Genomic DNA, 26186 nt, shown 5'->3' with positions numbered 1-26186 from the left:
GCCCCTTTGCCCCTTTGCCCCTTACTTCTATTGCATTCCCCACCGCCCCCAGGAGGCCCGTCATGTCACACATCGTGGTTGAACGCAGCTTTGCCACCCCGCAATCGGATGACGACATGAAGATCGTCGCCGACCGCGAGCGCCCCTGCCTCGCCCTGTACAACGTCACCTGGAAGCGCAGCCTGATCGCGGCCGACCGCAAGCGCATGGTTTGCGAGTACGAAGCCGCCGACGCGGAAACGGTGCGCAAGATCCAGCACGAGGCGGCGGCAAGCTTCGACCGCGTATGGGTAGGCGACGTCATCGAGTAAGCACGAAACCCAAGCATGAAGCCCGAGTGTGAAGCCCGAGTGTGAAGGTGGCGTGTGAAGCCCGCTAGCCGAGCACCGCCCGGCGCACTTTGACCAGCGCGTCCTCCAGCGCTTCATGCGAGATGGAGCCGATCGCCAGGCGCAGCGCATGCGGCGCGCTTGGCGTGGCGGCAAACGGCTGGGCCGTCGTCACCAGGACGCCTTCGCGTTCCAGGCCAGCGGCGACGCGGTCCGCGCGCAGGTCCTGCGGCAAGGTCAGCCAGAGAAAATAGGAAGCGCGATGCGCTTTGACATCGCAACCGCGCAGCACGCGGCGCGCCAGGCTTTGCCGCAGCCGCGCGTCCTTGCGCTTGCGGTCCTCGAGTTCGTCGACCAGTCCGGCCTCGATCCAATGGCAGCCCAGCGCCACGGTCAGCGTGGGCGTGTTCCAGGTCGAGACGCGGATCGCACCCTCCAGCGCGGGCACCAGCGCAAGGGGCGCGGCGACAAAGCCTACGCGCAAGCCGGACGCAACGCTCTTGGACAGCCCCGAGACATAGACCGTGCGTTCGGGCGCGTAGGTAAAGACCGGCTTGGGTGCCGGCTCGGCCAGGAAGGCATAGGCGCCATCCTCGATGACCAGGAAATCATGCTTGCCGGCAAGCTCGGCAAGCCGGACCCGGGACGGCTCAGCCATCACCGTGCCCAGTGGATTGTGCATCGTTGGCATGGCGTAGACGGCGCGCACCGGACGCCGTTTGCATAGCGCCGCCAGGTACTCCAGGTCCATGCCTTCTACCGTGTGCGGCACCGCCTCCAGATCGAGACGGTGCGTTTGCGCGAGCCGTTTCATGCCGGGATAGGTCAGCGCATCCACAGCCAGGACATCGCCCGGATTGAGCAGCCCCATGACCGTCACGGCAAGGCCCTGCTGCGCGCCATTGACGATGAGCACCTGCTCGCCGCCCACCCGGATGCCCCGGTTGCGCAGGTGCCTGGCCGCGGTCTGCCGCTCGTGCGCCCGCCCGCCCTGAGGCGCCGAATGCAGCAGCGCGTCGAGGTCCCCCGAGGCCGCGATGGTGCGCAGGCCATCGCGCAGCATCTCGGCCTGGCCGGGCAAGGACGGATAGTTGAAGGTGAGATCGACCGCGCCGAAACGCACCGGATGCTGCTCCAGGCCCAGGCCGCGCGGCAGCGAGGTGTCGCGCACGAAGGTGCCCCGGCCGGTCTCGCCGACGACAAGCCCGATGGTTTCCAGCTCCCGGTAGATGCGTGATGCGGTGGCCAGCGCGATGCCATGCTGCTTCATCAAGGCGCGCACGGTCGGCAATTGCGTGCCTGGCGACAGCACCCCTTCGCGGATGCGCCCCGCGATCTCGTCCATGATGGTTTTGTACCGGGCTGGGATCATGCCTTGGCCTGCGCGCCTTCATCGGATCGTTCTTTGTATCTAGAACAATTTTTTGTTTGTATCAGACACAAAGATTACGCTACCAGCCTCGACAACGTAAAGGGCTCTGCGGGGCCATCTGGAAACCTGGGCATGATCGAATTCGCTACCTTGTCGGTGTTCGCCGCGGCCGTGATGGTGCTGCTGCTGTCACCCGGGCCAAACATGGCCTTCGTCATGGCACACGGCGTCACCTACGGCCTCGGCGGCGGCGCGGCGGCCGCGCTCGGCATTGCCGCGGCAGACCTCGTGCTGACCGTCCTGACGGCAACCGGCATCACCGCCGTGATTGCCGCCTGGCCCCCGGCGCTCGACCTGATCCGCTATGCGGGGGCCCTGTACCTGCTGTGGATGGCCGGCAAAGCGCTGCGCCGCCCGCTGCTGCCGCTGGGCGCGGTGACCCGGCAGGCCTCGTTGAGATCGGTGTTTTTCCGCGCTACGCTGAACAGCTTGCTGAATCCGAAAGCGTTGCTGTTCTTCATGGTCTTCCTGCCGCAGTTCGTGGACCCGGGCAAAGGCAACGTGGCCCGGCAGCTGATTGTCCTGGGCTGCGTGCTGACGGCGATCAGCACCGTGTTCCACGGCCTGCTGGGCGCGGCTGGCGGGTCGGCACGGCGGTTCCTGAGCCGCAACCCGCGTGCCGCCGTGTTCCAGAAATACGGGCTTGCCGTGGTGCTGGTGCTGCTGGCGCTGAGGCTGCTTGCCATGCCGAGGGCGTCCTAGCAGGCGAAATCGCGTCGTGGTGTCAGAGGTGGTGCGCGCCTGTGGCGGCGGCCTTGCTCACTTCATGCTGTCCGGCCAAGAAGAGAGGTCCTGCCAGGAAGAGAGAAAAGGCCGGTCGATCTGACCGGCCAAGCGACACTCGCGCAAAAAGCAAGGTCGATATGATTGTTGGCGGCATCCGCCGTGCGCAGGATGCCGCCCAGATGCTGCTCAGTTGCCGCTCAGGTGCGGCTCGGATGCGGCTTAGAAGCGGTGACGCACGCCGACGGTGGCACCGGTCTGGTTCGCGCCCGGCAGTGCCGTGCCGGCACCGTTCAGGCCCAGGGTGGAACCCGACTTGTTTTTCACGTAGCCGATGTTCACGTAGGCATCGGTGCGCTTGGACAGCGAGTAGTCGCCCGACAGCACGTACATCCACGAATCCGCGCCGCTGTTCTTCAGGTCGGTGTAGTATGCCGCGCCGGTCAGCTGGAACGCAGGCGTGAACTTGTACTGCGCGCCTGCCCAGTACACATTGCTGCGGGTGACGGTGGCCGTGGCGCTTGCCGTGCCGTCGTCGCGCAGCCAGCGGTAGCCGGCAAACACCTTGGCATCGCCAAAGGCATAGGACGTGCCGATGGCCGCGCGCTTGGCGGTGCGATCCTGCAGAGCCACCGACGATCCCTGGAACTGGTCATACGCGGCGCCAACGGAGAAGCCACCCGCTGCGTAAGCCAGGCCCGCGCCGTAGTTGCGTCCCACCTTGCTCGCGCCCGGGACTTCGCTGCCGTTGGTCACCGTGGCATCGCGCCCGGTGCTGTAGAAACCGGTAGCCGTCAGGCCGCCGAACTTGCCCGTGTACTTGAAGGCGTTATCGGCACGGCCGTTGAACAGCGAGTCGACGCTGTTGAGCGAGTAGCGCGGGCCGACGGCCATCGGGTCATAGGCGCCGAACAGGTCATACAGCGAGTTTTGCTGGCGACCCAGCGTCACGGCGCCGAAATTGCCCTGCAGGCCCACGTACGACTGGCGGCCGAACAGGCGGTTGCCCTGGCCCGAGGCGCCGGTATCGATATCAAAGCCGCTTTCCAGCACGAAGATACCCTTCAGGCCACCGCCCAGGTCTTCGCTGCCGCGCAGGCCCCAGCGCGAGCCCGACAGGTTGCCGGAGTTCATGCGGGTAACGGTGCCACCCGCGGAACCGGTGGCCGGCATGTGGTTGATGACTTCGATGCCGACGTCGGCAATGCCGTACAGCGTGACGCCGGACGAGGAGGTTTGGGCGAACGCTGCGCCGCAGGCTGCGGCAGCAGCCGCGGCAGTCATTGCAAGGAGAGCTTTCTTCACTGATTTTCTCTGTCTTATGGATGGATGAGGCAGTCTTCTGCCAGCCACGGGCAACCACGCGATAGCCGCCATGAACCGCACCCGTGGCGGCAGACCGCATTGTCGACGCCTTATGTGAAAGCTTGATGTCGCTTTGCGTGACTACATGTCTGCATGACTGCAATTGCAATCATCCAGGAACGCCCCACGCTGCAGCGATCCGGCGGAATATGGCACAACGTGATGCAAATGGAATTGCACGGGTCGCCGGCAGCGGGTGAGTAGTGCACCACTTGGCTGCTGGATGGCTTGAGATCCGCCGCGGAAGTTCCCTGCCACAGGGATTTTCAGCGCTAGGGATTACGCGTAGCCGCGAGAAATTCTCTTCAACATCTCTACCCCGAAAGCCGATTGCAAGCCGTCGGAAAGCCGTTTGGAAGATGCCGTTCCTACAGTCTCGGCACCCGCCCGCGCCCACGATGAAGTCGCGGTAAGGCAAGGGCGTAAAAACAGGAGACGGAGAAACCACCTCATGCATCAACACACCAACGCACGCTACCGTTTGGATAGCCGGACCAGAGGGGATCTGCAATGAACACCCCCTCGCGTTTCAAGAAGGACTACTACGGCGGCGGGCTCATGACGCTGATCGGGCTCGCCACGCTAGTGGCCGGCCTGCAATATCGCACCGGCAGCCTGAGCCACATGGGGCCTGGGTTCTTCCCGGCAGCGGTAGGGGCGCTGCTGGCGATCGTCGGCGTGCTCATCGCCATCTCGGCGCGCAAGGAGCCACCGGCGCAAGCCCAGGCATCCGGGCACGAGCATGGCGCCGGCCTGCCGGATCTGCGCGGATGTGCCTGCATCATCCTGGGCGTGCTCGCCTTCTTGCTGCTGGGCAAATATGGCGGCCTGATCCCCGCCACCTTCGCCATCGTGTTCATCTCGGCGCTGGGCGACCGGAGCAATACCGTGAAGCAAGCCGCCATCCTGGCACTGGCGATGTGTGTCATCGCCACGGTCGTGTTCTGGTGGGCGCTGCAGTTGCAGTTGCCGCTGTTTGCCTGGGGGGTCTGAACATCATGACCGCGAACGCTCTGCATGATCTCTGGTTCGGCTTTGGCGTTGCCTTCCAGGGTTCCAACCTGATGTGGTCCTTTTTCGGCGTGCTGATGGGAAACCTGATCGGCGTGCTGCCCGGCATGGGCGCGCTGTCGGCCATTTCCATCCTGCTGCCACTGACCTATGCCATGCACCCGGTACCCGCCATCCTGATGCTGGCGGGGATCTTCTATGGCTCGCAATATGGCGGCGCCATTGGCGCGATCCTGCTCAACCTGCCCTCGCACCCGCCGCATGCGGTCACGTGCCTGGACGGCTATCCGATGACGCGCGCCGGCAAGGGCGGCACCGCGCTGGGCATCACCATGATCTGCTCATTCTTCGCCGCGTCGGTGGGCATCATCGTGATGATCTTCGCCTCGCCGCTGCTCACCGAGATATCGTTCAAGTTTGGCCCCACGGAGATCTTCTCGATCATGCTGCTGGGCTTGCTGGCAGGCTCCACCATGTCGCGCGGCTCACCGTTGAAAGGCGTGGCAATGACGCTGTTCGGCCTGATCTGCGGCTGTGTCGGCACCGATGTGAACAGTGGCACCTTCCGCCTGGCGATGAACATCCCCGAGCTTAGCGACGGGCTGGAACTGGTCGCCATCGCCATGGGCCTGTTCGGCGTGGCGGACTTCCTGCTCAATGTCAACCGGATGAGCGTGATCGCCAGCAAGGCCAAGCTGCGCATCCGCGACATGCGGCCCAGCCTGGCCGAGCTCAAGACCGCCTTCTGGCCCATGGTGCGTGGCACCGCGGTAGGCACCGTGTTCGGCGCCATGCCCGGGACCGGCCCCACCATCACGACCTTCGTCGCCTATGCGCTGGAGCGCAAGATCTCCAAGACGCCGGAGAAGTTCGGCACGGGCATGATCGCGGGCGTCGCCGGGCCGGAAGCCTCCGCGCACTCCAAGACGCAGGTCGATTTCATCCCCACCATGAGCCTCGGCATTCCGGGCGACGCCGTGATGGCGCTGATCCTTGGCGCGCTGATGATCCAGGGCATCGCCCCGGGGCCGCAGCTGATCAGCGATCACCCCGACATCTTCTGGGGCCTGATCGCCAGCTTCTGGATCGGCAACCTGCTGCTGATCGTGCTGAACGTCCCGCTGATCGGCGTGTGGGTCAAGCTGCTGCAAGTGCCCTACCGCTACCTGTTCCCCTCGGCCATGTTCTTCATCGTGGTCGGCGTGTTCAGCACGCAGAACAGCCTGTTCGAGATCTGGGAAGTACTGGCGTTCGGCGTGATCGGCGCGGCGCTCATGTGGCTCGGGTTCTCGGTGGCGCCTATCCTGCTTGGCTTCGTGCTCGGACCGATGGTGGAAGAGAACTTCCGCCGCTCGCTGCTGCTGTCGCGCGGCGACATGATGGTGTTCGTGCATCGCCCGATCAGCTGTGTCTTCGTCGTGCTGTCGGCCCTGCTGCTGACCGGAGTCACCTACTCCGCGTGGCGAGCCAGCCGCGGCGCGGGCAAAGGGGCCGTGCTTGCCGGCGGCGAGCTTGCCGTCAACGAGTAACCACGACACAAGCCTGCACCGACGCGGCTAGCCCGGGAACGGATAGTCCGCGTCGAACGCCGCGAAACGCGCCTGCAGGAACTCGATCAGGCGGCGCTGCCGGTAAGACGGAAACCGGCTCTGCAGGAACACCAGCTGGAGCGGCACGCTGTCCTGGTACCACTCGGGAAACAGCAGCACCAGGCGGCCGGCGCTGACGTCGGCCGCGACATCGAACCAGCTTTTGAAAGCAATGCCATGGCCCGCCAGCGCCCAGTCGCGCACCACCGCGCCATCATCGCTGGTGCGCCGCCCGTTCGCTTCCACTTCCAGACGGGACTGGCCCGAGCGAAACGGCCAGCGCATGCGCGCCTGACCACCCGGCGCGAGGCACAGCATGTGGTGCTGCGCCAGCGCCTCGGGCGACGCGGGCGTGCCGCAACGCGCCAGGTACGCCGGCGCGGCCACCGCCACGCGGCGCGTCAGCGCAAGCTGCCGGCGCACCAGCCCCGAATCCTCCAGCCAGCCCACCCGCACCGCCAGGTCGACATTGCTGCGATAAAGGTCGGCAAGCGTATCTCCGATGGACAACGCAAGCGAAAGCTGCGGATGCGCCGCCAGGAAATCGTCCAGCCAGCCACGCAGCAAGGCGCGCCCCAGGTCGGCGGGCGCCGACAGCCGCAGCGGCCCGGCCAGTTCCTCGCGCTGCTCCGCCAGTGCGCCCTCGCCCTCTTCCAGCGCCGCCAATGCCTTGCGCGCCGCCTCCAGGAACACCCGCCCCTCCTCGGTCAGGCGCATGCGGCGGGTGGTGCGGGCGAACAGGCGCGCGCTCAGACGTTGCTCCAGGCGGATCAGGGCCGCGCTGGCGGTGGCGGCGGTCCGGCCCAGTTCGCGCGCGGCCGCGGAGAGGTTTTCAAGCTCGGCGGTGCGGACAAAGAGTTTCAGGTCGTCTAGTGAGTACATTCAAAGCTGGTTTGATAAAGCTAGTCTCAATATGATCCACGAGTGCTTCAGGAGGATGCAACTATGCAAGTCTTCAAATGGGGCGATTGTCTGGCCATCCACTTGCCCGGTGAATTGGTGGACGTGTTTGATCTGCGTGAAGGCGACGACTTCGAGGTCGTCGTCTGCAACGATGGTGTGTTCCTGGTCCTGAACAAGCCTGGCAGGGCCAACCATCTGGCCAAGCTGAGGCAGTTTCGGGGGCGCCTGCCGCCCGATTTCAGGTTTGACAGGGACGATGCCAACACTCGCGCATCAGGTACGCATTGCCGAGCGTCATCATGCAGGGCGACGTGATCGCCATGAGCATGCGCCGGTATCCATGACGCCGGGCGACATGATCGAAATGGATATCGGAGGCATCGGCGCGCTTTCAAACCCTGTGGTGGACGAGCGCTTGAGGCGCGCATTACCTCAAAGGCACCCCGCCAACTCCGCGGCCGCCTCCTCGTCGGTGCGCTCGAAGCGCAGCGGGGTCACTGAAATCGCGCCCCGGCCGACCACCACCGCCTCGCTGTCGTCGGCGTCCGGCCGCGGGCCGCGCGAGAACTGCAGCCAGTGATAGGGGATGCCGCGCGGGTCGACATGGGCCCGTACGGCAAGATCCTTGACGAGGCCCACGCCCTGGCGGGTGACGGTGAGCGGGCCGGCGGCCCCGGGCTCCACATCGGGGAAGTTGACGTTCAGGCAAACCTGCTGGTTCCAGCCCGCGGCAAGCAGGCGGCGGATCACGCCAGGCGCCAGCGCGCGCGCCGTTTCCCAGCGCACCGCGTTGCGATCGGTGAAGGCCTGGCTCAGCGCAATGGCCGGGATGCCCAGCAGCACCCCGGTCATGGCGGCGCCGACGGTGCCGGAGAACACGGTTTCGAGGCCAAGGTTGGCGCCCCGGTTGATGCCCGACAGGACCAGGCTCGGCGGGGTGTCGGCCATCAGGTGCCGGGCGGCCATGACGACGCAGTCGCCCGGGGTGCCGCTCACGCCAAAGCGGCGCTCGCCTTGCTGGCTGATGCGCAGCGGTGCATGCAAGCTCAGGGAGTGCGAGGTGCCGCTCTGGTCATGCTCGGGCGCGACCACCCAGACTTCGCGCGCCAGTGTTGCCGCCACGGCTTCGAGCACGGCCAGGCCGGGGGCGTCGATGCCGTCATCGTTGGTGAGAAGTACGCGTTCCAACAGGGGTTCGGACATGGATATGGAGGACCGTAGGTTGACGAATGCTGGGTTGCCTTGCGCGGCGCGCAGCGTGCGGCATGGCAGTCGGGGCCAGCGCCAGACTATAAACCGAAGCCGTGGCGGTTGGGCCACGCTTTGCCGGATTTGCCAAGACAGGACGGCGTCGGGCGACTAACCTGCGGCCCATTGTTGATCATCGCCGCCCACCCGCGCCCGCCGCCGGCGCGCTGAAACACCATGCCATCATCCCGCCTCAGCGTCCCCGCCTCGGCCGGCTGGCTGTCCAGCCTGGCCTTTGTCCTGATCTGGTCGACCGGATTCATCGTGGGCCGGGCCATCGTGCCGGTGGCCCAGCCCAGCCTGTTCCTGCTGGCCCGCTTCTCCCTGGCGGCCGTGCTGTTCGCGGCCGTGGCCGTGGCCGGCGCAGCGCGCTGGCCAGCGCTGCGCGAAGTGCCGCGGCACTTGCTGGCGGGCGCGCTCCTGCACGGCAGCTACCTGGGTGGCGGTTACTGGGCCATTGCGCATGGCCTTGCACCGTCGGCCATGGCCTTGCTCGGCGCCTTGCAACCGCTGCTGACCGCGCTGCTGGCCATCCCGTTGCTGGGGGAGCTTCCGTCCCGGCAGGGCTGGGGCGGGCTTGCACTGGGCTCCCTGGGCGTAGTATTGGTGGTGGCACCCGCCACCCTGGCCAGCGCACCCAGCCCGGTTTCGCCGTGGGTGGTACTGGTGGCGGTCATCTCCATCCTCTCCATCACCATGGGCACGATCCTGCAAAAAACCTCGATTGCCGCGGCCGACCTGCGCGCCAGCATGGCCTGGCAGAACGTGGGCGGCGCCCTGGTGGCCGGCGCGCTGGCATGGCTGCTGGGCGAGTCGCACTGGCAGCCGGGCATGGCGCTTTGGTCGGCGCTGGCCTGGGCCACGCTGGTGCTGTCGGGCCTGGGCACTTATTTGCTCGTGCGCATCGTCAGGCGCGGGCAGGCTGCCACTGCCGCATCGCTGATGTTCCTGGCGCCGCCGCTGGCGGCGCTGCAGGCCTGGCTGCTGTTTGGCGACAAGCCTGGGGGCCTGCAGTTGCTGGGCCTGCTCGTTGCCGGCATTGGGGTCTGGCTGTGCCAGGCCGCCCAGGGCGCCGGGACCCCTCGCAAAACCCGCCATGCCGCCGCACGATGACGAGGCTGTGCAGCTGGCGCAGGCGGGCCGGCCGGCGCCGTTGGTGGAGACCCGCGTCTACCAGCCGGAGCGGGAGTGGCATCGCCATGACTACCATCAGGTCCTGTTCGGCCTGGACGGCGCCAGCGAGCTGGAAATCGGCGGCCACCTGCACCGGATCGAGTCCTGCGGCGGGCTGATTGTGCCCGCCGGGGAGCGCCACGACTTCCTGGGGCTGGACGGCAACCGGCAGTTGGTGCTGGACATGCCGCCGGGCTCGCTCGCGTTGCCGGCCGCGCTGATGGACCGGCCCAAGGCGTTTGCCATCACGGGCGGCTGGAGCGAGCGGGTGCGGCGCCTGGCTACGCCGCCTCAGGCAGCCAGCTCCCGGCAACATCACTGGCAACTGGCCGCCACCCTTGCCGCCGACCTGGCGCAGGCGCTGGGCCTGGGCGGCCGCGCCCAGCCCACGCATTTTCCGCTGGCGCGAATCGACGCCTACCTGCGCCAGCACCTGGACGCGCCGCTGCGGGCCGACCAGCTCGCGGCACAGTTCGGCTGGAGCGTGCGGCGCTTCCACACCCTGTTCTGCGACGCATTTGGCGATACGCCGCATCGCTACCAGACGCGCCTGCGGCTGGACCAGGCCGCACGCCTGCTGGCGGACCGGGCCCAGCCGCTAGCGGATATCTCGCTGGCGCTGGGCTTTCCCGACCAGACCACCTTTACGCGCAGCTTCACCCAGCGCTTCGGCATGCCGCCGGGGGCATGGCGTGCGGGCCTCGCGGTAGCGAACATCGCCTTGCCGGCATCGCGCTAGCGTGCGAGCGCTGCTGGAAGCAGCGCAGTCATTGTTCCTGCCAATACATGAAAATCAAAATCGAATTTTGATTTACAAAATAGAATTTATAAAATCAAAATTATTATTATACAAAACTAACAACAACCGCCAGTCGATAACAACAAATAACCGCACGATACTTGCCACCAACTCAGGGGAGAACATAGACTGGTCAGGCAGCAATATCGCTGCAATTTACAGCAGGAGTTGTCGTGAAGAAAATCTTCCTTGAACCTACTCTCTCCTACCAATCCAACGATGCATACAACCACATTTACTCATCCCCGATTTTCCAAGTAATGTTTGACGGGTAAGAAAAAGCCTAAAGACCCTGACCATCAAATCGATCGCCGGGGTCCGCGCAAAAAATCACCCTCCTCATACGCGGAGAACGGCATGACCCCAACTATTTTCATAAAGCCAATCGATGGGAAATTAATACTCTGGAACTACTCAAAACATGAGCAATTTGAAATCGACATAACACATCTGGCGAGGTTGATGGAGTTAACCTCTGGTTCACCACCAACCAAATCCCCTATCGATCTGGCCATCCTTGAATCTGGCTGTCTGGACGAATTAGACCCGGCAGAATGGGGGTGGGACTGCCTGTCCAGAATATTTCATGTAGGCACCCAGATCGGAATTGCGCCGGGCGAACCTCTTCCGGAGTCCGATGCTTATCGCGGCTATCTTGAATATTGCGCCTCCATCGAGAAAAATATCCCTGAACTATACGTGGAGAAACCAGGGAAAATTATTCAACTTCCCCCGGCGAATCTAAATGGACTTGGGAACACCAGTTTCCAAGAAATCCTGAAGGCGCGACAAACATGTAGATCATTCAACTCAGCATCTCTGTCACTGCAAGAGGTGTCGGTGGCGCTCTGGGCAACATTTGGAACGGTGCATGGCAAGACGCGAAGTGATCTCGAAGCACAAGGACTGATGCCGATTGGTTACCGCCGCACGTCCCCATCGGGCGGATCGCTTCATCCGAGCGAAGCTTATCTTGTGGCTATTCGCGTAGAAGGCCTGCCGTCAGGAATCTATCACTATCGATCACACAAGCACGAACTTTCGGTCGTACAGCCGTTCTTTGAGCAATCCAGCCTTGGAGCCCTACTTTGTTCTCAAACATTCGCCAATGAATTGGCATACGGGATCTTCATTACGTCGAGGTTTGAAAAAATGTGGTGGAAATACTCGCATTCCAGAGCCTATCGAGTCGCATTGCTGGACATCGGGTGTTTAGCTCAGACATTCCAACTGGTCTGTACCGCTCAAAATGTCCAGTCTTGGCCCACGGGTTATTTTATCGATCATGAAATCAACAAACTGCTCCACTTAGACTCCGCACACGAGTCCGTCATGTTCTTCCTTGGCGCAGGGCGGGGCTCCGGCTCCATAGCCCGTGAGGTATTGCAGATACTTGACGAAGCGAGACGTACCAAATGAAGCTCCTCGCAATGAAACCAGGTCATGACGGAAGCGCTGCATATATTGTGGACGGAGTTCTGGAATACTTATTTGAAGCGGAAAAAGATTCCGGCCTTCGATATGCGCCGATCGATGTCATAGGATTCCTTGAGGCGTTGAGACACACACCGAGTGTGCCGGATGCGCTTGTTCTGAGTGGCTGGGCAAAGGAAACGAATCCTTACAGCCGGACCATCGGTGCCGGATACCTTGGACTAAATCAGCCTGTCATTGAAGATTTCTCGATTTTCGGAACAACTAGAAAGCTCATTACGTCGTCACATGAGCGCTCCCACATACTCGCGTCCTATGCACTATCACCTTACCCTCAAGGTGAACCATGCTATGCACTTGTCTGGGAAGGACATATCGGATCCTTCTATTTTATCGATGAAAATGTGTGCATCCGACGGATTACCGATGTAATGACTGGACCGGGTATCCGCTATGCATTTGCGTATGGACTTGCCGATCCTACCTTCACTCTAGGGCCTGGGAAAATACGATTAAGTGACGCGGGAAAAATTATGGCGCTCGCCGCATTTGAACCGAAGGTTTCTCCATCTCCCGAAGAGGCCGCCCTACTATCCCAGATATTTTCGGCGCCCCACTCCCTCCCCAACCTCAGCAAACCAGATTTCTCGAAATATGGTGCACATAATAGCGGCATTGAATCGCCGGCATCAAAGCGGCTAGCACGACTTGTTTCCGACAGAATCTACACCTCATTTCTGGATGCAATCCGACCGCTTGTACGCGGAAAACACCCACTTCTAATCGGTGGTGGATGCGGCCTGAACTGCGAATGGAATCGCGCATGGCTTGATTCAAATATCTTCTCCAGTGTTTTCGTTCCGCCCTGCACAAATGACATCGGATCCGCAGTCGGATCAGCCGCGGACGCGCAATTTCATCTCACCGGAAATGCAAAATTACAGTGGGATGTTTACTGCGGCCAGCCTTTTCAAGACGACGTCGGATATAAATCCGCCGCCACGCTCGGGGTTTTCAAAAGAAAAACCTCGTCGCTAATCGAAATAGCAAAAATTCTCAATCAAGGGGCAGTATTGGCGTGGGTTTCCGGAAAAACTGAAATGGGGCCACGCGCCCTTGGAAACAGATCGATACTGGCAGCACCGTTTGAAAAATCAATGCTTCACAGGATCAACAAAATAAAGAATCGTGAATCATTTCGACCAATCGCACCGGTATGCCTGGAGCAGGATGCGTCGATTTACTTCGACATCGACGGGCCCAGCCCGTTTATGCTTAGTTTTTGCAAGGTGAAGACAAACCAGTTGCAAGCGACTACGCACGTCGACCAATCATCTAGAGTACAGACCGTGACAAAATCCCAAAACCGGCTGCTTTTCGATTTATTAACCGCATTCAAAATGCAATCAGGGATCGGCGTATTATGCAACACATCACTAAACTTCAACGGCACAGGATTCATAAACCGAACATCCGATTTGATATCGTATGCCATCAATTCAAATATAGATGGCTTTGTTATTGAAGGAAATCTCTTCCTTCATAACGAACTTCCAGCCCATTAAAAATGAGGATACCCACCATTATCATCAACCCGGCTTACCCATGCATCATCGCAAACAGGGCAATAGGCTCGATAATTTTGTGGACGGATTTCACGCTGATCTTTTCCTTACTTAGCTACCACTTCGAAGCCGGCGCCACGACAATCGGCATCACATCCGCACTCTATGGACTTCCCGCGCTAGTGCTTGGCCCATTCTTTGGAGCACTTGCAGACCAAAGGAACCCAATAAAAATTATCTCCGCAGGTTATTTTGCGCGCTGCGCAACCTCTCTTTCCCTCTTGTTTTGCAACGACATCGAGCTTTTTATTATCCTTGTGTTTGTGAAGGGAATCTCCAACTTAGGAAGTCAACCCGCAGAACAAGTCTTAATCCGCTCAATGTTTTCCAAAGAGCAACTAGTGGACAATGCGCGGATTATGACGATCGTTGATCAAACAACCAAGGTGTCAGCACCCTTACTAGGCGCCGCGCTGGCCAGCCTATACGCACCCACGCTGGGATTCGCTCTCTCAGGGATTCTAGCCATTTCCGGCTTACTCGTCGCAAGAAGATTGCGCGAACATGTTTCGGGAGAAATATTAAAACAATCATCTGATTTATCGATTAGAAAAATCTCATCCATACTTTCACTAGCCAGACACAATTTCTCATTTAGAATCTCCTTTATGGCCGTCATGATACAGACCCTCGTTCTCAGCCTATACGATCCGCTACTTGCTCTATTTCTCAAGAATGGCGGAATGCACGCCAGCACGTTTGGTTCAATAATCAGTTTTACTGCGATTGGCTCCATTATCGGCGCCGCCACGTTCAGAACCCTATTTGATCGTAGCTCAAGCCTGCCAATGACTTTTAGCCTGATCGCCTTTGGCACAACCGTTTTCGTGCCTGGCCTCTTCTTTGCGATGGGCAATGTCATTCCAACACCATTTCTCCTCGCATTGTGGACCATCAATGGATGTTGCTATGGCCTCACGGCCATGCATTTCGGCGTGACAATGCAGCAGGAAAGTCCGCAGGAGCATATTGGAACGATCAGTGCGACTGCTCGAAGCCTACAGCTGGCGGTTCTGGTTTCCGGCCCTCTCGCGGGAGCCGCACTGACAAAAATTATCAGCATTCCTCTGATTTTTGTCGGAAGCGGTTTGATCGCAATTTTCTCAGGGTCAATACTATGTTTTTTTTCAAAAAAACCATGAATCTATCACCGGTACTTGCAAAAATTCCAATTTTTTATTTTCAAATCCACCCGCCTTATCTCCGAGAAATTTTCATGCAAGAAGCAGATCACAGCATCAAGCTGCCGCCATCTACGAACGCTGCCACGAACAGTTCCTAACACATATGAATTCCCCGCCAAATCGAACTGCACGCCCCAAAATCCGTCGCCTTGCCTCGTAACAACGGCATCGTAGTCACACTTCAACGCCCTGACAAGGCGAATCAAATCCGTCATTGTTATGTTCTCCGCCAATTCCGAATCCATTTTTTTCATAATCACTCCGGTATGGATACCATTCTCTCTACTGGATCTCGCCCAAGAAACTCCTCACTTTTTCCATTGCACCCGAACGATCCTTTCCTCGTGAGATAGACGCAGCCATCTGGATGGGATCACCGAAGAAGAATCGTTCATATAGCACTTGACGAGTAGCAAATGCAGAAACTGCCGTGTCCCAAGCTAGCCGGTATAGCGAAATGCGTTCTGCAGCCTCCATCCGAGCCGATTGAAAATATCGTTTTATCTCCTCGGATAACGGACCTTCCACGTCGCTCAATGTCGGATTTGCAACAAGTCCACTAGCGCCAAGCTGCTGGACGATCTCAATCATTCTTGGATACATTTTCGGATACAGATTTCGAGCGGCGTCGAGCGGATCCCATGCCGGAGTGGCCATTCCGTATAAATTAACGGTTGCGTCGACTTCGGATGCTCGACGGAAAGCCTTCATAGCCTCGAGGTTCACCCAGATCTCGGCCAACTTCTCCTGCACGTGCGGGAAGGACTCCAATCCTGAGCCGTCCACCATCAAGGAAGTAAGCCCAAGCAAATATTCTGTTTTCGCTATGTTTTTACAAATAACCTGATAGGCCATATGCGCTCCCGCACCGGTCCCGGAGTATATTTGATGGCACGATTCAATGTCTCGATAGCAGAAGACGCGTTCCCAGGGCACAAATACGCGATCGAAAAACACTACGGCATCCATCTCTTCATATCGCGACCCTAGCGGATGATCGTGCGCATTGAACCCATAATCAAAGCTGTCTCTGCACAAAAAACGCAGTCCTGGGCTTGAGCACGGTATTGCGACGGCAAAAGCGTATTTTAGCGAAGCTGGCGAAGAGTCTCTCAGGAACGCCGGAAAAACAGCAATCTCGTCCGCAACAGGCAGGGTCGCCAGCATCCGCGCGCCAGAAAGAACAATGCCGCCGTCACGCTCCTCCACTACATGCAGTGCAGCGCCTGAATCCGCCTGAAAGGCGGGCCCCAAAATCCTATTTTGCCTTGGATTAAGCAGCGTATGAGTGAGCGACAGATCCTCATCACGAATATGTTCGTGATAATTTATTATATTTCTACTAAAATCATTGCTTGTTTTTGAAAAGAAATCGGAGCTTCCTGCAAACGCCGATATTGCGCGATTAACATAGGCAGGTTCGCGCCCTAGCATGCCCATGCTATATTCTGCGCTGCGATGCATGGCCCTGCCGATTTCAAGTATCCCAGCACTGTCCCGCGGTATTGCATAGGATCGGTTTGTCTTTCCGCATCTTCCTGGCTCTGTTTCCAGCATCACATCTTGCTCTTTCCACTGATAGTCATAGAGCCCCGCAAGTGTCTTCACCCCGTTGGCCAGTCCGGGCGCTGTGGTCACATCGACGATCCGGGCTCCTCGATGCCAGATTTCCGACGGATGCTTGCGAAATCGGCTAATCACTTCTCTTGCATTTCTAGCGGCCATGGGTCTCACCTCGATCAAACAGTAATGAATCTCATTTCGATTTGATGGTAGTCGTGGTCATAAATTCCCAGGAAATTTCCCAAATCGTCGTCGTAAAAATCCGAAAAAGCTAACAGCCGCGTGGCCTCCCCCCGGTCTGCCCGCCGTGATGCTTGTCCGGCACGCGCGCTCGCGCCGGCCACGCTAAAATTACCCCCGGACCATCAACCGCCAGGGGAGCAGGATGTCAGACGCGCTTGCCACACCCAGCAAGACCAGCGAGGCGAGCACCGAGGCCAAGGCCGCCGCCGTGGTCGCTGCCCTCGCCAAGGCCGAGATCGACCAGGCCGACCATGCCATGCGCAACTGGACCGACCCCGAGCCCGGGCCGGTCCGCATCGGCTCGCCGCAGCATTTGCGCATGTTCTGCAATATGCTGCTGCAAACCCACAACCCCTACAAACCCGCCGTCATCGATTGGCCCAGGCTTGACCCGGATGCCTTGCGCCGGGTGACCTCGCTGCCAATATGGGATATCGCGGTGCAGACCGAAGGCCGTGCCTCCGTGCGCGTGCAGGCCTTCGCCGATACCGTGACCGCCCCCCTGCTGCGCAGCGCGCTGGAAATGGATGGCGGCGAAGAGGCACGCCACAAGGTGGTGCTGTCGAGACTGGTGGAAGCCTACGGCATCGCCCTGGCACCCGAGCCTGAGTACCGCCCGCCAGCTGACGTGGAGTGGGGCTGGCTGGTCACCGGCTACAGCGAGTGCATCGATAGTTTTTTTGCCTTTGGCCTGTTTGCCGCGGCCAAGCGCTCAGGCTTCTTCCCCGCGGAACTGGTGGAAACGTTCGAGCCGGTCATCCAGGAGGAAGGCCGCCACATCCTGTTCTTCGTCAACTGGGCGGCATGGTATCGCCGCAACCTGCCCTGGTGGCGGCGCCCGCTTTACACGTTCAAGGTGATGCGGGTGTGGGCCTTCCTGATCTGGGAGCGTGTTGGCATTGCGCGCGGCATCGATGCCGACGGCGTGGCCAAGGACGCCAATTTCCCCATGAACAGCACGTCCTCGCTAGCCGAAGCCCTGTCGCCGCGGGCGATGATCGAGCTTTGCCTGGCCGAAAACGATCGCCGCATGGCCGGCTACGATCCGCGCCTGCTGCGCCCTGAAATCGTGCCCAAGCTGGCGCGGCTTGCCCGGCGCCTGTTGCGCTGATGCGTGACGCATGATGCGTTTATGCCGTCGCTGCCCTACCCATCCTGTCCTGGAGTTTTTTGAGATGTTTGTGTTGTCCCTGATCTCGCTCGCCATCTGGTGCGTGCTGCTTGCCGGCCGCGCCGGCTTCTGGCGAGTGCGCAAGCCCGGCCCCGCGCCCGCGCCCGCGCAATGGCCTGAGGTGGTCGCCATCATCCCGGCTCGCAACGAGGCCGACGTGATTGGCGGCGCCGTGGCCAGCGTGCTGGGCCAGGACTATCCCGCAGCGCTGCGGCTGGTGGTGGTGGATGACCATAGCACCGACGGCACCGCCGAGCTGGCGCGCAGCGCCGCGGCAGCGCTGGGCAAGGCGGATGCGCTGACCGTGATCACGGCACGCGACCTGCCGGCCGGCTGGAGCGGCAAGGTCTGGGCGCAGTCCGAAGGCCTCGCCGCCGCTGACAAGGCAGCGCCCGGAGCCGGCTGGGTATGGCTGACGGACGCCGACATCCATCACGGCAATGGCGTGCTGGCCCGGTTGGTGGCGCGTGCCGCGCATGAGCAGCGGGATCTGGTGTCGTTGATGGTGCGGCTGCGCTGCGCATCGTGGTGGGAGCGCCTGATCGTCCCGGCCTTTGTGTTCTTCTTTGCCAAGCTCTACCCGTTTGCACGGGTAAACAATCCGCGCAGCGGCGTGGCGGCGGCCGCTGGCGGCTGCATGCTGGCGCGCCGTGCCGCGCTGGCCCGCATTGGCGGATTTGCGGCAATCCGGGGGGAACTGATCGATGACTGTAGCCTGGCTGCCTGCATCAAGCAAGGCGGCTCGATCCGCCTTGACCTGGCCGACGACAGCATTTCCGTGCGCCCCTACGATGACTGGCGCAGCCTGTGGGACATGATTGCCCGCAGCGCCTACACCCAATTGCATTACTCGCCGCTGCTGCTGGCCGGCGCAGTGGCCGGCATGGTCCTCACCTACCTGGCGCCGCCCTTGCTGGCGCTTGGCGGCGGCCTGAGGCTGTGGCCGGCATGGGCCGCCTGGCTGGCCATGGCGCTGGCCTACGTGCCGATGCTGCGTGAATACCGCCAGCCGCTCTGGCTGGCACCCCTGCTGCCGGTCACGGCGTTGTTCTACCTCGGCGCCACGGTCGACTCCGCGCGCCGCTACTGGCTGCGCAAAGGCGGCCAGTGGAAGGGACGCGCGCAGGCGCCCCAACGGGGTTGATCGTCGGGGTTGATCGTCGGGGCTGACCGTCGGGGCTGACCGTCGGCGCTTACCCCAGGTAGCCAGCGCTGCGGAACCAGTCGAGCGCTTCGCTCAGCCCTTGTTGATATGGCCGCGCCTGGTAGCCTAGCGCCAGGCGGGCTTTCTCCGAGCTGAAGAACATCCGGTACTTCGACATCGACAGGCCGTCCGCCGTCAGGAAAGGCTCCTTGCCGGTCATGCGCGCCACCGCCTCCGCCGCGTAGGCGAGCGGGTAAAGCGGCCAGCGCGGCAAGCGCATGGTCGGGGCACGCCGCCCCGTCATGGCAGCGATATCGGCCAGCATCTGTTGCAGGCCCACGTCCTGCCCGCCGAGGATGTAGCGTTCGCCGGTCACGCCGCGCGCCAGCGCCAGCATATGGCCTTCGGCCACGTCGTCCACATGCACCAGGTTGAGGCCGGTATCGACGAAGGCGGGAATCTTGCCGGTGGCGGCCTCTACGATGATGCGCCCGGTGGGCGTGGGCCGCACGTCACGCGGGCCGATCGGCGTGGAGGGGTTGACGATCACGGCAGGAAGCCCGTCGCGGGCCACCATGCGCTCCACCACGCGTTCGGCCAGCACCTTGCTGCGCTTGTAGGCGCCAATCGCCTCATGGCCGGCCATGGCGGCCTCTTCCGTCACCGGCGCGGCGGCGCCCGCGACGCGCAAGGTGGCCACGCTGCTGGTGTAGACGATGCGCTCGACCCCGCAAGCTTGTGCCGCCCCCATCACCGTCTCGGTGCCGGCCACATTGGTGCGCACGATTTCCTCGGGATCCGGCGCCCACAGGCGGTAGTCCGCCGCCACGTGGAAGAGATAGCGCACCCCTCGGAGCGCGCTTTCCATGGCGCGCGCATCGCGCATGTCGCCCTCGGCGATCTCCACGGGCAGGCCCTCCAGGTTGCGGCGCGGGCTGCCGGCGCGTACCATCGCCCGCACGCGAAACCCGCGCGCCAGTGCCTGCCGCGCCACTGCCGAGCCGAGAAAACCGGATGCGCCCGTTACCAGGACGTAGTCCCCTGAACTCATATCACCCACCGAAAAAACCCTCAAAGTGTTGCTGGCTGTAGCCAGGTGCCAGGCAAAGGTTGCGGCACCGGTATATAGTAACCACCGTATGACGGGAAAGTGATTCCGGAATATCAACTTATGCTGAACCCGTTGACAGGTTCGGGGGGCCTATCTTTATGCAGGTGATTCTTGCTCAACCCCGCGGTTTTTGTGCTGGTGTGGTGCGCGCGATCGAGATTGTAGACCGTGCCCTCGTCAAACACGGAGCCCCGGTGTTCGTGCGACACGAAATCGTGCACAACAAGCACGTGGTCGAAGGGTTGAGACGCAAGGGCGCGCAATTCGTCGAAGAACTGGACGAAGTGCCAACCGGCGCCGTCACCATCTTCAGCGCGCATGGTGTCTCCAAGGAAGTCGAGAGCGATGCGAAGGCCCGCCAGTTGCACTCGATCGACGCGACCTGCCCGCTGGTGATCAAGGTCCACACCCAGGGGCGCCAGTACGCCGCCAGCGGCCGCACCGTGATCCTGATCGGCCATGCCGGCCATCCGGAGGTCGAGGGCACGATGGGACAAATTCCCGGCAAGGTAATCCTGGTGCAGAGCGAAGCGGAAGTCGCGCTGCTCGACCTGCCCGCGGACACCCCGGTCGCCTACGTGACCCAGACTACGCTCAGCGTGGACGACACACGTAATATAATTGCCGCCCTGAGCCGGCGCTTTGCTAATCTCATTGGACCGGATACGCGTGACATCTGCTACGCCACGCAAAACCGCCAAAGCGCCGTGCGCGAGCTCTCCAAGCAGGTGGAAGTGATCCTTGTGATCGGCGCCACCAATAGTTCCAACTCCAACCGCCTGCGTGAAATCGGCACGGAGAGCGGTGTGCCCAGCTATTTGATTGCCGATGGCAGCGAACTGAACCCCGAGTGGGTGCGCGGCGTCGAAGTCGTCGGGATCACGGCCGGCGCCTCCGCCCCCGAGGAAATGGTCAATGACGTGATCGCCACGTTGCGCCAGCTCGGACCGGTGGACTTGTCGGTCATGGATGGCCGCGAGGAGCACGCCGAATTCCGCTTGCCGGCTGAGCTGGCCGATCCGCCGCCGCGCAGGCAGGCAGCCGGCACGGCCACCGCCGAAGCCGCGCCGCAGCCGGACCCGCAAACCGCCGCTGGCTAACGCCCGGGCGCCCCAATAACAAGGAAGTACATTTTGGCCATTCCCTTTTTGCAGGTCGCCCGCGTGGGCGCCTATGTCGTCAAGCAGCACCTCTCGGGCAACAAGCGCTACCCGCTCGCGCTGATGCTCGAGCCGCTGTTCCGCTGCAACCTGGCCTGTAACGGCTGCGGCAAGATCGACTATCCGGATCCCATCCTGAACCAGCGCCTGTCGATCGAGCAGTGCCTGGGCGCGGTGGACGAATGCGGCGCGCCGGTGGTGTCCATTGCCGGTGGCGAGCCGCTGCTGCACAAGGACATGCCCACCATCGTCAAGGGCATCATTGCGCGCCGCAAGTTTGTGTACCTGTGCACCAATGCGCTGCTGATGGAAAAGAAACTGGACCAGTACGAGCCGAGCCCGTACTTCGTCTGGTCGGTGCACCTGGACGGCGACCGCGAGATGCATGACCGCTCGGTGAGCCAGGAAGGCGTGTACGACCGTTGCGTCGAAGCCATCGCCGCGGCCAAGAAGCGCGGTTTCCGCGTCAACATCAACTGCACGCTGTTCAACGATGCCGAGCCGGAAAAAGTCGCCCGCTTCTTCGACTCCGTGAAGGCCATGGGCGTGGACGGCATCACCGTCTCGCCGGGCTACGCCTACGAGCGCGCGCCCGACCAGCAGCACTTCCTGAACCGCGGCAAGACCCGCCAGCTGTTCCGCGACATCCTGTCGCGCGGCCGCGCCGGCAAGAACTGGGCGTTCAGCCAGTCCACGCTGTTCCTGGACTTCCTGGCCGGCAACCAGACCTACAAGTGCACGCCCTGGGGCAATCCGGCGCGCACCGTGTTCGGCTGGCAGCGTCCGTGCTACCTGCTCGGTGAAGGCTACGTCGACACCTTCAAGGAACTGATGGAAGGCACTGACTGGGACGCCTATGGTGTGGGCCACTACGAGAAGTGCGCCGACTGCATGGTCCATAGCGGCTTCGAGGCCACCGCGGTAGCGGACACCATCGCCCACCCGCTCAAGGCGTTGGGCGTGAGCCTGCGCGGCGTGCGTACGTCGGGCCCGATGGCGCCAGATATCGACCTGACCAAGCAGCGCCCGGCCGAGTACGTGTTCTCGAAGCACGTGGAGATCAAGCTCGAAGAGATCGGCCGCGCGAAGCCTTCCAAGGCAGCCAACGACGCCGCGTCACGCAAAGCTGCCGCGCACTAAGAGGCTGTTTCAAAATGAAGCGAAGCGGTTCTGGCTAGGCGCGCGGCCGCAGACAGTACAAGTGGTACGGCCAAGGCCGCGCAACGACGCCAGAATCTTTTTGAAATGGCCTCTAAGCCGAAAAAGGCTGGCCAGCAAAAAGGCTCGCTCCCGGGTACCGCGCGTACCCGGGAGCGAGCCTTTTGTGTCTGGTGCTGTCGCTGATGCGCTGGCTCGGGCCCGGCGCTCAGACTCGAGCTCAGGCGTCGGCGGACTGGCGCGCGTTGTGGTTGGCCAGGTACTTGAGCAGGCCGTCGATGCCGTTGCGTGCGACGATATCGGCGAACTGGCGGCGGTACACCTCGATCAACCAGGCGCCCATCATGTTGATGTCGTAGATCTTCCAGCCGTTGCCGCTGCGCTGCAGGCGGTAATCGATCTGCATTTCATCGCCGTTGTTCAGCACGCGCGTCTCCACCACGACATCCGTGGCGCCGCTGGCGGCCAGCGTCGGCTTGTAGCTGAACTTCACGTTCTGCTCGCGCAGTTGCGACAGCGACACCGCATAGCTGCGCACCAGCAAGGTCTGGAACTGCTCGTAGAGCTGCTTTTGCTGCTCGGGCGTGGCATTGCGCCAGGCGCTGCCGACCGCCAGGCGGGTGGTGCGCTCAAAATCGGCGTACGGCAGGAACTGGCGCTGCACGACCGCGGTGATCTTGGCGAGGTCGCCGTTGCGGGTGTCGGGTCTGGACTGGATGGTGCCGATCACGCCCTCGACCGCCGCGCGTACCAGGCGGTCCGGCGAGGACCTGTCGGCCGTTTGCGCTTGCGCGGGGCAAACCATGGCCACTGCGGCAAGCGGAACGAGGGGAACGAGGGCCTGCAAAGCAATACCGTGTTTCTTCATGCGAATTTGGACCTGAAAATGCCAGTCGGTTCGCCGCCGGCAATGCCCGGCGGACTTGCCAGGAAAATCAAACAGGAAACGCGCCGCGCGGCGCCGCTGCAAGGCTGCAGCCCGGTCCGCGCGCACGTGCCGGGGCAGTATAGCGTACCGGCGCGCGCGCTCCGCGCAGCGCCATACCGCGCCGTCCCGTTATACTCGCGGCTGCCACTTTGCGCCCTGCTTTGCGCCGTTGACTACGCGCGTCGTTGCGCGCCACACCGTTACTGCTTCCTATATCGCCCATGTTGACGTCGTTGGTCATCCGCATTGTCCAGTTTTCCACCCGCCGCGCGTGGCCCGTCATCGCGCTGGCGTTGCTGCTGAGCGTCGTCAGCGGCGTCTATGTGGCCAACCATTTCGCCATCAATACCGATATCAGCCGCCTGCTCGAGTCGGACCAGCCCTGGGCGCGCCGCGATGCCGCCGTCAGCGCCGCGTTTCCCCAACGCGACCAGATGATCCTGGCGGTAGTGCAAGCGCCGGCCCCCGAGCCGGCGGACGCTGCCGCCAATGAGCTGGCCGACGCGCTCGCCAAGCAAGGCAAGCGCTTTCGCGCCGTCAGCCAGCCCGGTGGCGGCGAGTTCTTCGAGCGCAACGGCCTGCTCTTCGTCGATACCGCCAAGCTGCGCGACGTTACGTCGCAGCTGACCCAGGCGCGGCCGCTGCTGAACGCGCTGGCGCACGACCCGACCCTGCGCGGCCTTTCCGATACGCTGTCGACCACGCTGTCGCTGCCGCTGCAACTGGGGCAGGTCAAGCTGGGCGACATGGCCAAGCTGCTCGGCAAGAGCGCGGATACGGTCGACCGGGTACTCGCTGGCAAGCCGGGCGCCTTGTCCTGGACCGGGCTGGTGGATTCGAGCCAGGAGCCGGCCCCGGGCCACCCCGCCACGGCGTTCGTCGCGCTCAGCCCCGTGCTTGACTACGCTGGCCTGCAGGCCGGCGCGGATGCCGCCGATGCCATCCGTGCCACGGCCACCAAGCTGGGCCTGGCACAGCGCTACGGCGCCCAGGTACGCCTGACCGGCTCGCAGGCGCTGGCCGACGACGAATTTGCCTCGGTCAAGGAAGGCGCGGCCTTCAATGGCGCGCTGACGGTGCTGGTGGTGATCCTGATCCTGTGGCTGGCGTTGCGCTCCAAGCGCCTGATCCTGGCCGTGCTGGCCAGCCTGGCGGTCGGACTGGCCATCACCGCTGCCCTCGGGCTGGCCATGGTGGGCGCGCTCAACATGATCTCCGTGGCCTTTGCCGTGCTGTTTGTCGGCCTGGGCGTGGATTTCGGCATCCAGTTTGGCGTGCGCTACCGCGCCGAACGCCATGTGCATACCGACATCCCGGACGCGCTGGCCAGCACGGCGCGGGCAGTCGGCGTGCCACTGGCGCTGGCCGCGGCCTCCACGGCAGCGGCCTTCTTCTGCTTCCTGCCCACCAACTACCGTGGCGTGGCCGAGCTGGGCCAGATCGCCGGCGTGGGCATGCTGGTTGCCTTTCTCACCACCATCACGCTGTTGCCCGCCCTGATCACCGTGTTCCGCCCGAAGGACGAAGCGGGACGGGTTGAAGTGCCTGGCTTCAAATGGCTGGCGCCCGCCGACGATTTCTTCGAGCGCAATCGCAAGGCCGTGCTGCTGGCAACCGGCGCCCTGATTCTGGCGGGGTCGCCGCTGCTGATGCACCTGCGCTTCGACTTCGATCCGCTGCACCTCAAGGATCCGCATTCCGAGTCGATGGCCACCTTGCTCTCGCTCAAGGATGCGCCCCAGGCCGGCACCGACAACGTCAGCGTGCTGGCGCCCTCGCTGGCCGCCGCGCAGACCGCCGCCGCCCGCCTGGTTGCGCTGCCGGAAGTCTCGCGCACCGTCACGCTGCAGACCTTCATCCCCGACGACCAGCCGGCGCGGCTCGCCTTGATCGCCGCAGCCTCGGCCAGCCTGATGCCGGTGCTGACGCAGGCAACGGCCACCCCTGCCAACGATGCCAGGCTAGTCAATTCGCTCAAGAACGCGGCACGCCAGCTCGCGCTGGCCGCGGACGAGCACCCCGGACCGGGCGCCGCAGAGGCGGCACGCCTGGCCGCCTCGCTGCAAAAGCTGGCCGCCGCGGACGCGGCCACCCGCGAGCGCGCCGAGCAAGCCATCGCCCAGCCGCTGCGCCTGGCGCTGGCGCGCCTGCAGCGCGCGCTGGCGCCACAGCCGATCACCCGCGAAACGCTGCCACCGGCACTGGTGCGCGACTGGGTTGCCCCGGATGGCCAGGCGCTCGTCAGCGTGAGCCCCAAGCTTCCCGTCGCGGCCACGCCGGGAGACGCTTCCAGCACCAGCGACAGCGATGCGCGCGACGCCGCGCTCACGCGCTTTATCGACGCCGTCCAGCGCGTCGAGCCCACCGCGGTTGGGGGCCCGATCTCGATCCGAGGCTCCGCCGACACCATCATGACGGCCTTTGCCCAGGCCGGCGTGTGGGCCGTGCTGTCGATCACGCTGCTGCTGTGGATCACGCTGCGCCGCGTGGGTGATGTGCTGCGCACGCTGGTGCCGCTGCTGGTGTCCGCGCTGGTGACGCTGGAGCTGTGCGTGGTGTTCGGCATTCCGCTCAATTTCGCCAACGTGATCGCGCTGCCGCTGCTGTTCGGCATCGGCGTGGCCTTCAAGATCTACTATGTGATCGCGTGGCGCGAGGGCAAGACGCAACTGCTGCAATCCCCGCTGACGCACGCCGTATTGTTCAGCGCCGCCACCACCGCCGCCGCTTTCGGCAGCCTGTGGCTGTCCCAGCATCCGGGCACAGCCAGCATGGGCAAGTTGCTGGCACTCGCGCTAGGATGCACGCTGGTCGGTGCCGTATTCTTTCAGCCGATCCTGATGGGGCGGCCGCGCGAGCGGTCGGCCCCCGCCACTGGTCCGGCCCATTGATG

At 62.6% G+C, this 26186-nt stretch carries 24 protein-coding genes; 16 read left to right on the top strand and 8 right to left on the bottom strand.

Annotation, left to right across the window (positions count from 1 at the left end):
* Positions 1–62 precede the first annotated feature (62 nt).
* Entirely contained in the window at positions 63–311 is a 249-nt protein-coding gene (locus tag AC1RWI_RS28725) for a nickel-binding protein (RefSeq protein ID WP_043355946.1), read from the top strand.
* Positions 312–375: 64 nt separating this feature from the next.
* Here the strand turns inward: AC1RWI_RS28725 and AC1RWI_RS28720 are convergent, their stop codons facing one another.
* Positions 376–1701, bottom strand: a complete 1326-nt coding sequence (locus AC1RWI_RS28720; RefSeq protein ID WP_492870016.1) for an aminotransferase-like domain-containing protein — start codon at positions 1699–1701, stop codon at positions 376–378.
* Between the two features lie 132 nt (positions 1702–1833).
* Here AC1RWI_RS28720 and AC1RWI_RS28715 point away from each other — a divergent pair, with 132 nt between their 5' ends.
* Positions 1834–2463 (top strand): LysE family translocator, encoded by a 630-nt coding sequence (locus AC1RWI_RS28715; protein ID WP_492870015.1) that lies wholly within the window; start codon positions 1834–1836, stop codon positions 2461–2463.
* 243 nt (positions 2464–2706) lie between these two features.
* On the opposite strand, the gene AC1RWI_RS28710 is transcribed toward AC1RWI_RS28715, so the two are convergent.
* Complete coding sequence (locus AC1RWI_RS28710) at positions 2707–3789, bottom strand: porin (RefSeq protein ID WP_492870014.1); 1083 nt, start codon at positions 3787–3789, stop codon at positions 2707–2709.
* Between the two features lie 570 nt (positions 3790–4359).
* On the opposite strand from AC1RWI_RS28710, the gene AC1RWI_RS28705 reads away from it, so the two are divergent.
* Together AC1RWI_RS28705 and AC1RWI_RS28700 are read left to right on the top strand one after the other, a co-directional pair.
* The gene (locus AC1RWI_RS28705; RefSeq protein WP_236702090.1) at positions 4360–4842 is read left to right on the top strand and encodes a tripartite tricarboxylate transporter TctB family protein; all 483 of its coding nucleotides are present in this window, start codon (positions 4360–4362) and stop codon (positions 4840–4842) included.
* Between the two features lie 5 nt (positions 4843–4847).
* Positions 4848–6389: a tripartite tricarboxylate transporter permease gene (locus AC1RWI_RS28700; protein WP_492870013.1), complete on the top strand. Its 1542-nt coding sequence runs from the start codon at positions 4848–4850 to the stop codon at positions 6387–6389.
* A gap of 27 nt (positions 6390–6416) precedes the next feature.
* Here AC1RWI_RS28700 and AC1RWI_RS28695 read toward each other — a convergent pair whose 3' ends face one another.
* Complete coding sequence (locus AC1RWI_RS28695; RefSeq protein ID WP_492870012.1) at positions 6417–7331, bottom strand: LysR family transcriptional regulator; 915 nt, start codon at positions 7329–7331, stop codon at positions 6417–6419.
* 63 nt (positions 7332–7394) lie between these two features.
* Here AC1RWI_RS28695 and AC1RWI_RS28690 point away from each other — a divergent pair, with 63 nt between their 5' ends.
* Positions 7395–7667 (top strand): AbrB/MazE/SpoVT family DNA-binding domain-containing protein, encoded by a 273-nt coding sequence (locus tag AC1RWI_RS28690; protein ID WP_492870011.1) that lies wholly within the window; start codon positions 7395–7397, stop codon positions 7665–7667.
* Positions 7668–7784: 117 nt separating this feature from the next.
* On the opposite strand, the gene surE is transcribed toward AC1RWI_RS28690, so the two are convergent.
* Positions 7785–8555 (bottom strand): 5'/3'-nucleotidase SurE, encoded by a 771-nt coding sequence (surE, locus tag AC1RWI_RS28685; RefSeq protein ID WP_043355957.1) that lies wholly within the window; start codon positions 8553–8555, stop codon positions 7785–7787.
* Between the two features lie 222 nt (positions 8556–8777).
* Here surE and AC1RWI_RS28680 point away from each other — a divergent pair, with 222 nt between their 5' ends.
* From AC1RWI_RS28680 to AC1RWI_RS28655, 6 genes are all read left to right on the top strand, one after another.
* Entirely contained in the window at positions 8778–9713 is a 936-nt protein-coding gene (locus tag AC1RWI_RS28680; RefSeq protein ID WP_492870010.1) for a DMT family transporter, read from the top strand.
* Entirely contained in the window at positions 9697–10512 is an 816-nt protein-coding gene (locus tag AC1RWI_RS28675; RefSeq protein WP_492870009.1) for a helix-turn-helix transcriptional regulator, read from the top strand. Before AC1RWI_RS28680 ends, AC1RWI_RS28675 begins: the two co-directional genes overlap by 17 nt.
* Before the next feature lies 1 nt (position 10513).
* Positions 10514–10765 (top strand): hypothetical protein, encoded by a 252-nt coding sequence (locus tag AC1RWI_RS28670; protein WP_492870008.1) that lies wholly within the window; start codon positions 10514–10516, stop codon positions 10763–10765.
* Between the two features lie 164 nt (positions 10766–10929).
* Positions 10930–11991: a SagB family peptide dehydrogenase gene (locus AC1RWI_RS28665; protein ID WP_492870007.1), complete on the top strand. Its 1062-nt coding sequence runs from the start codon at positions 10930–10932 to the stop codon at positions 11989–11991.
* Positions 11988–13571 (top strand): carbamoyltransferase C-terminal domain-containing protein, encoded by a 1584-nt coding sequence (locus tag AC1RWI_RS28660; protein WP_492870006.1) that lies wholly within the window; start codon positions 11988–11990, stop codon positions 13569–13571. Before AC1RWI_RS28665 ends, AC1RWI_RS28660 begins: the two co-directional genes overlap by 4 nt.
* Before the next feature lie 2 nt (positions 13572–13573).
* The gene (locus AC1RWI_RS28655; RefSeq protein WP_492870005.1) at positions 13574–14773 is read left to right on the top strand and encodes an MFS transporter; all 1200 of its coding nucleotides are present in this window, start codon (positions 13574–13576) and stop codon (positions 14771–14773) included.
* Between the two features lie 5 nt (positions 14774–14778).
* Here the strand turns inward: AC1RWI_RS28655 and AC1RWI_RS28650 are convergent, their stop codons facing one another.
* The gene (locus AC1RWI_RS28650) at positions 14779–15069 is read right to left on the bottom strand and encodes a hypothetical protein (RefSeq protein ID WP_492870004.1); all 291 of its coding nucleotides are present in this window, start codon (positions 15067–15069) and stop codon (positions 14779–14781) included.
* 28 nt (positions 15070–15097) lie between these two features.
* Positions 15098–16540: a 4-hydroxyphenylacetate 3-monooxygenase, oxygenase component gene (gene hpaB / locus AC1RWI_RS28645; protein ID WP_492870003.1), complete on the bottom strand. Its 1443-nt coding sequence runs from the start codon at positions 16538–16540 to the stop codon at positions 15098–15100.
* A 223-nt stretch (positions 16541–16763) separates the two neighbouring features.
* Between hpaB and AC1RWI_RS28640 the strand changes: the two genes are divergently transcribed.
* Together AC1RWI_RS28640 and AC1RWI_RS28635 are read left to right on the top strand one after the other, a co-directional pair.
* A complete protein-coding gene (locus tag AC1RWI_RS28640; protein ID WP_492870002.1) occupies positions 16764–17732 on the top strand; it encodes a ferritin-like domain-containing protein in 969 nt (322 codons plus the stop codon).
* Positions 17733–17796: 64 nt separating this feature from the next.
* The gene (locus AC1RWI_RS28635; protein ID WP_492870001.1) at positions 17797–18936 is read left to right on the top strand and encodes a glycosyltransferase; all 1140 of its coding nucleotides are present in this window, start codon (positions 17797–17799) and stop codon (positions 18934–18936) included.
* A 49-nt stretch (positions 18937–18985) separates the two neighbouring features.
* Here AC1RWI_RS28635 and hpnA read toward each other — a convergent pair whose 3' ends face one another.
* Positions 18986–19987 (bottom strand): hopanoid-associated sugar epimerase, encoded by a 1002-nt coding sequence (gene hpnA / locus AC1RWI_RS28630; protein ID WP_043355963.1) that lies wholly within the window; start codon positions 19985–19987, stop codon positions 18986–18988.
* 158 nt (positions 19988–20145) lie between these two features.
* On the opposite strand from hpnA, the gene ispH reads away from it, so the two are divergent.
* Together ispH and hpnH are read left to right on the top strand one after the other, a co-directional pair.
* On the top strand, positions 20146–21147 hold the full coding sequence (ispH, locus tag AC1RWI_RS28625; protein WP_043355964.1) for a 4-hydroxy-3-methylbut-2-enyl diphosphate reductase: 1002 nt from the start codon (positions 20146–20148) through the stop codon (positions 21145–21147).
* Positions 21148–21180: 33 nt separating this feature from the next.
* Positions 21181–22347, top strand: coding sequence for an adenosyl-hopene transferase HpnH (gene hpnH, locus AC1RWI_RS28620; RefSeq protein WP_492870000.1), 1167 nt, complete (start codon positions 21181–21183; stop codon positions 22345–22347).
* A gap of 238 nt (positions 22348–22585) precedes the next feature.
* On the opposite strand, the gene AC1RWI_RS28615 is transcribed toward hpnH, so the two are convergent.
* Positions 22586–23233, bottom strand: coding sequence for an MlaC/ttg2D family ABC transporter substrate-binding protein (locus AC1RWI_RS28615; RefSeq protein WP_043355967.1), 648 nt, complete (start codon positions 23231–23233; stop codon positions 22586–22588).
* Positions 23234–23514: 281 nt separating this feature from the next.
* Between AC1RWI_RS28615 and hpnN the strand changes: the two genes are divergently transcribed.
* On the top strand, positions 23515–26184 hold the full coding sequence (gene hpnN, locus AC1RWI_RS28610) for a hopanoid transporter HpnN (RefSeq protein WP_043355969.1): 2670 nt from the start codon (positions 23515–23517) through the stop codon (positions 26182–26184).
* Positions 26185–26186 lie beyond the last annotated feature (2 nt).

Source organism: Cupriavidus sp. MPR-AND1C, assembly GCF_058809705.1.
Note: the sequence above shows the minus strand (reverse complement) of the source record. Positions and strands in the feature narration are given on the sequence as shown.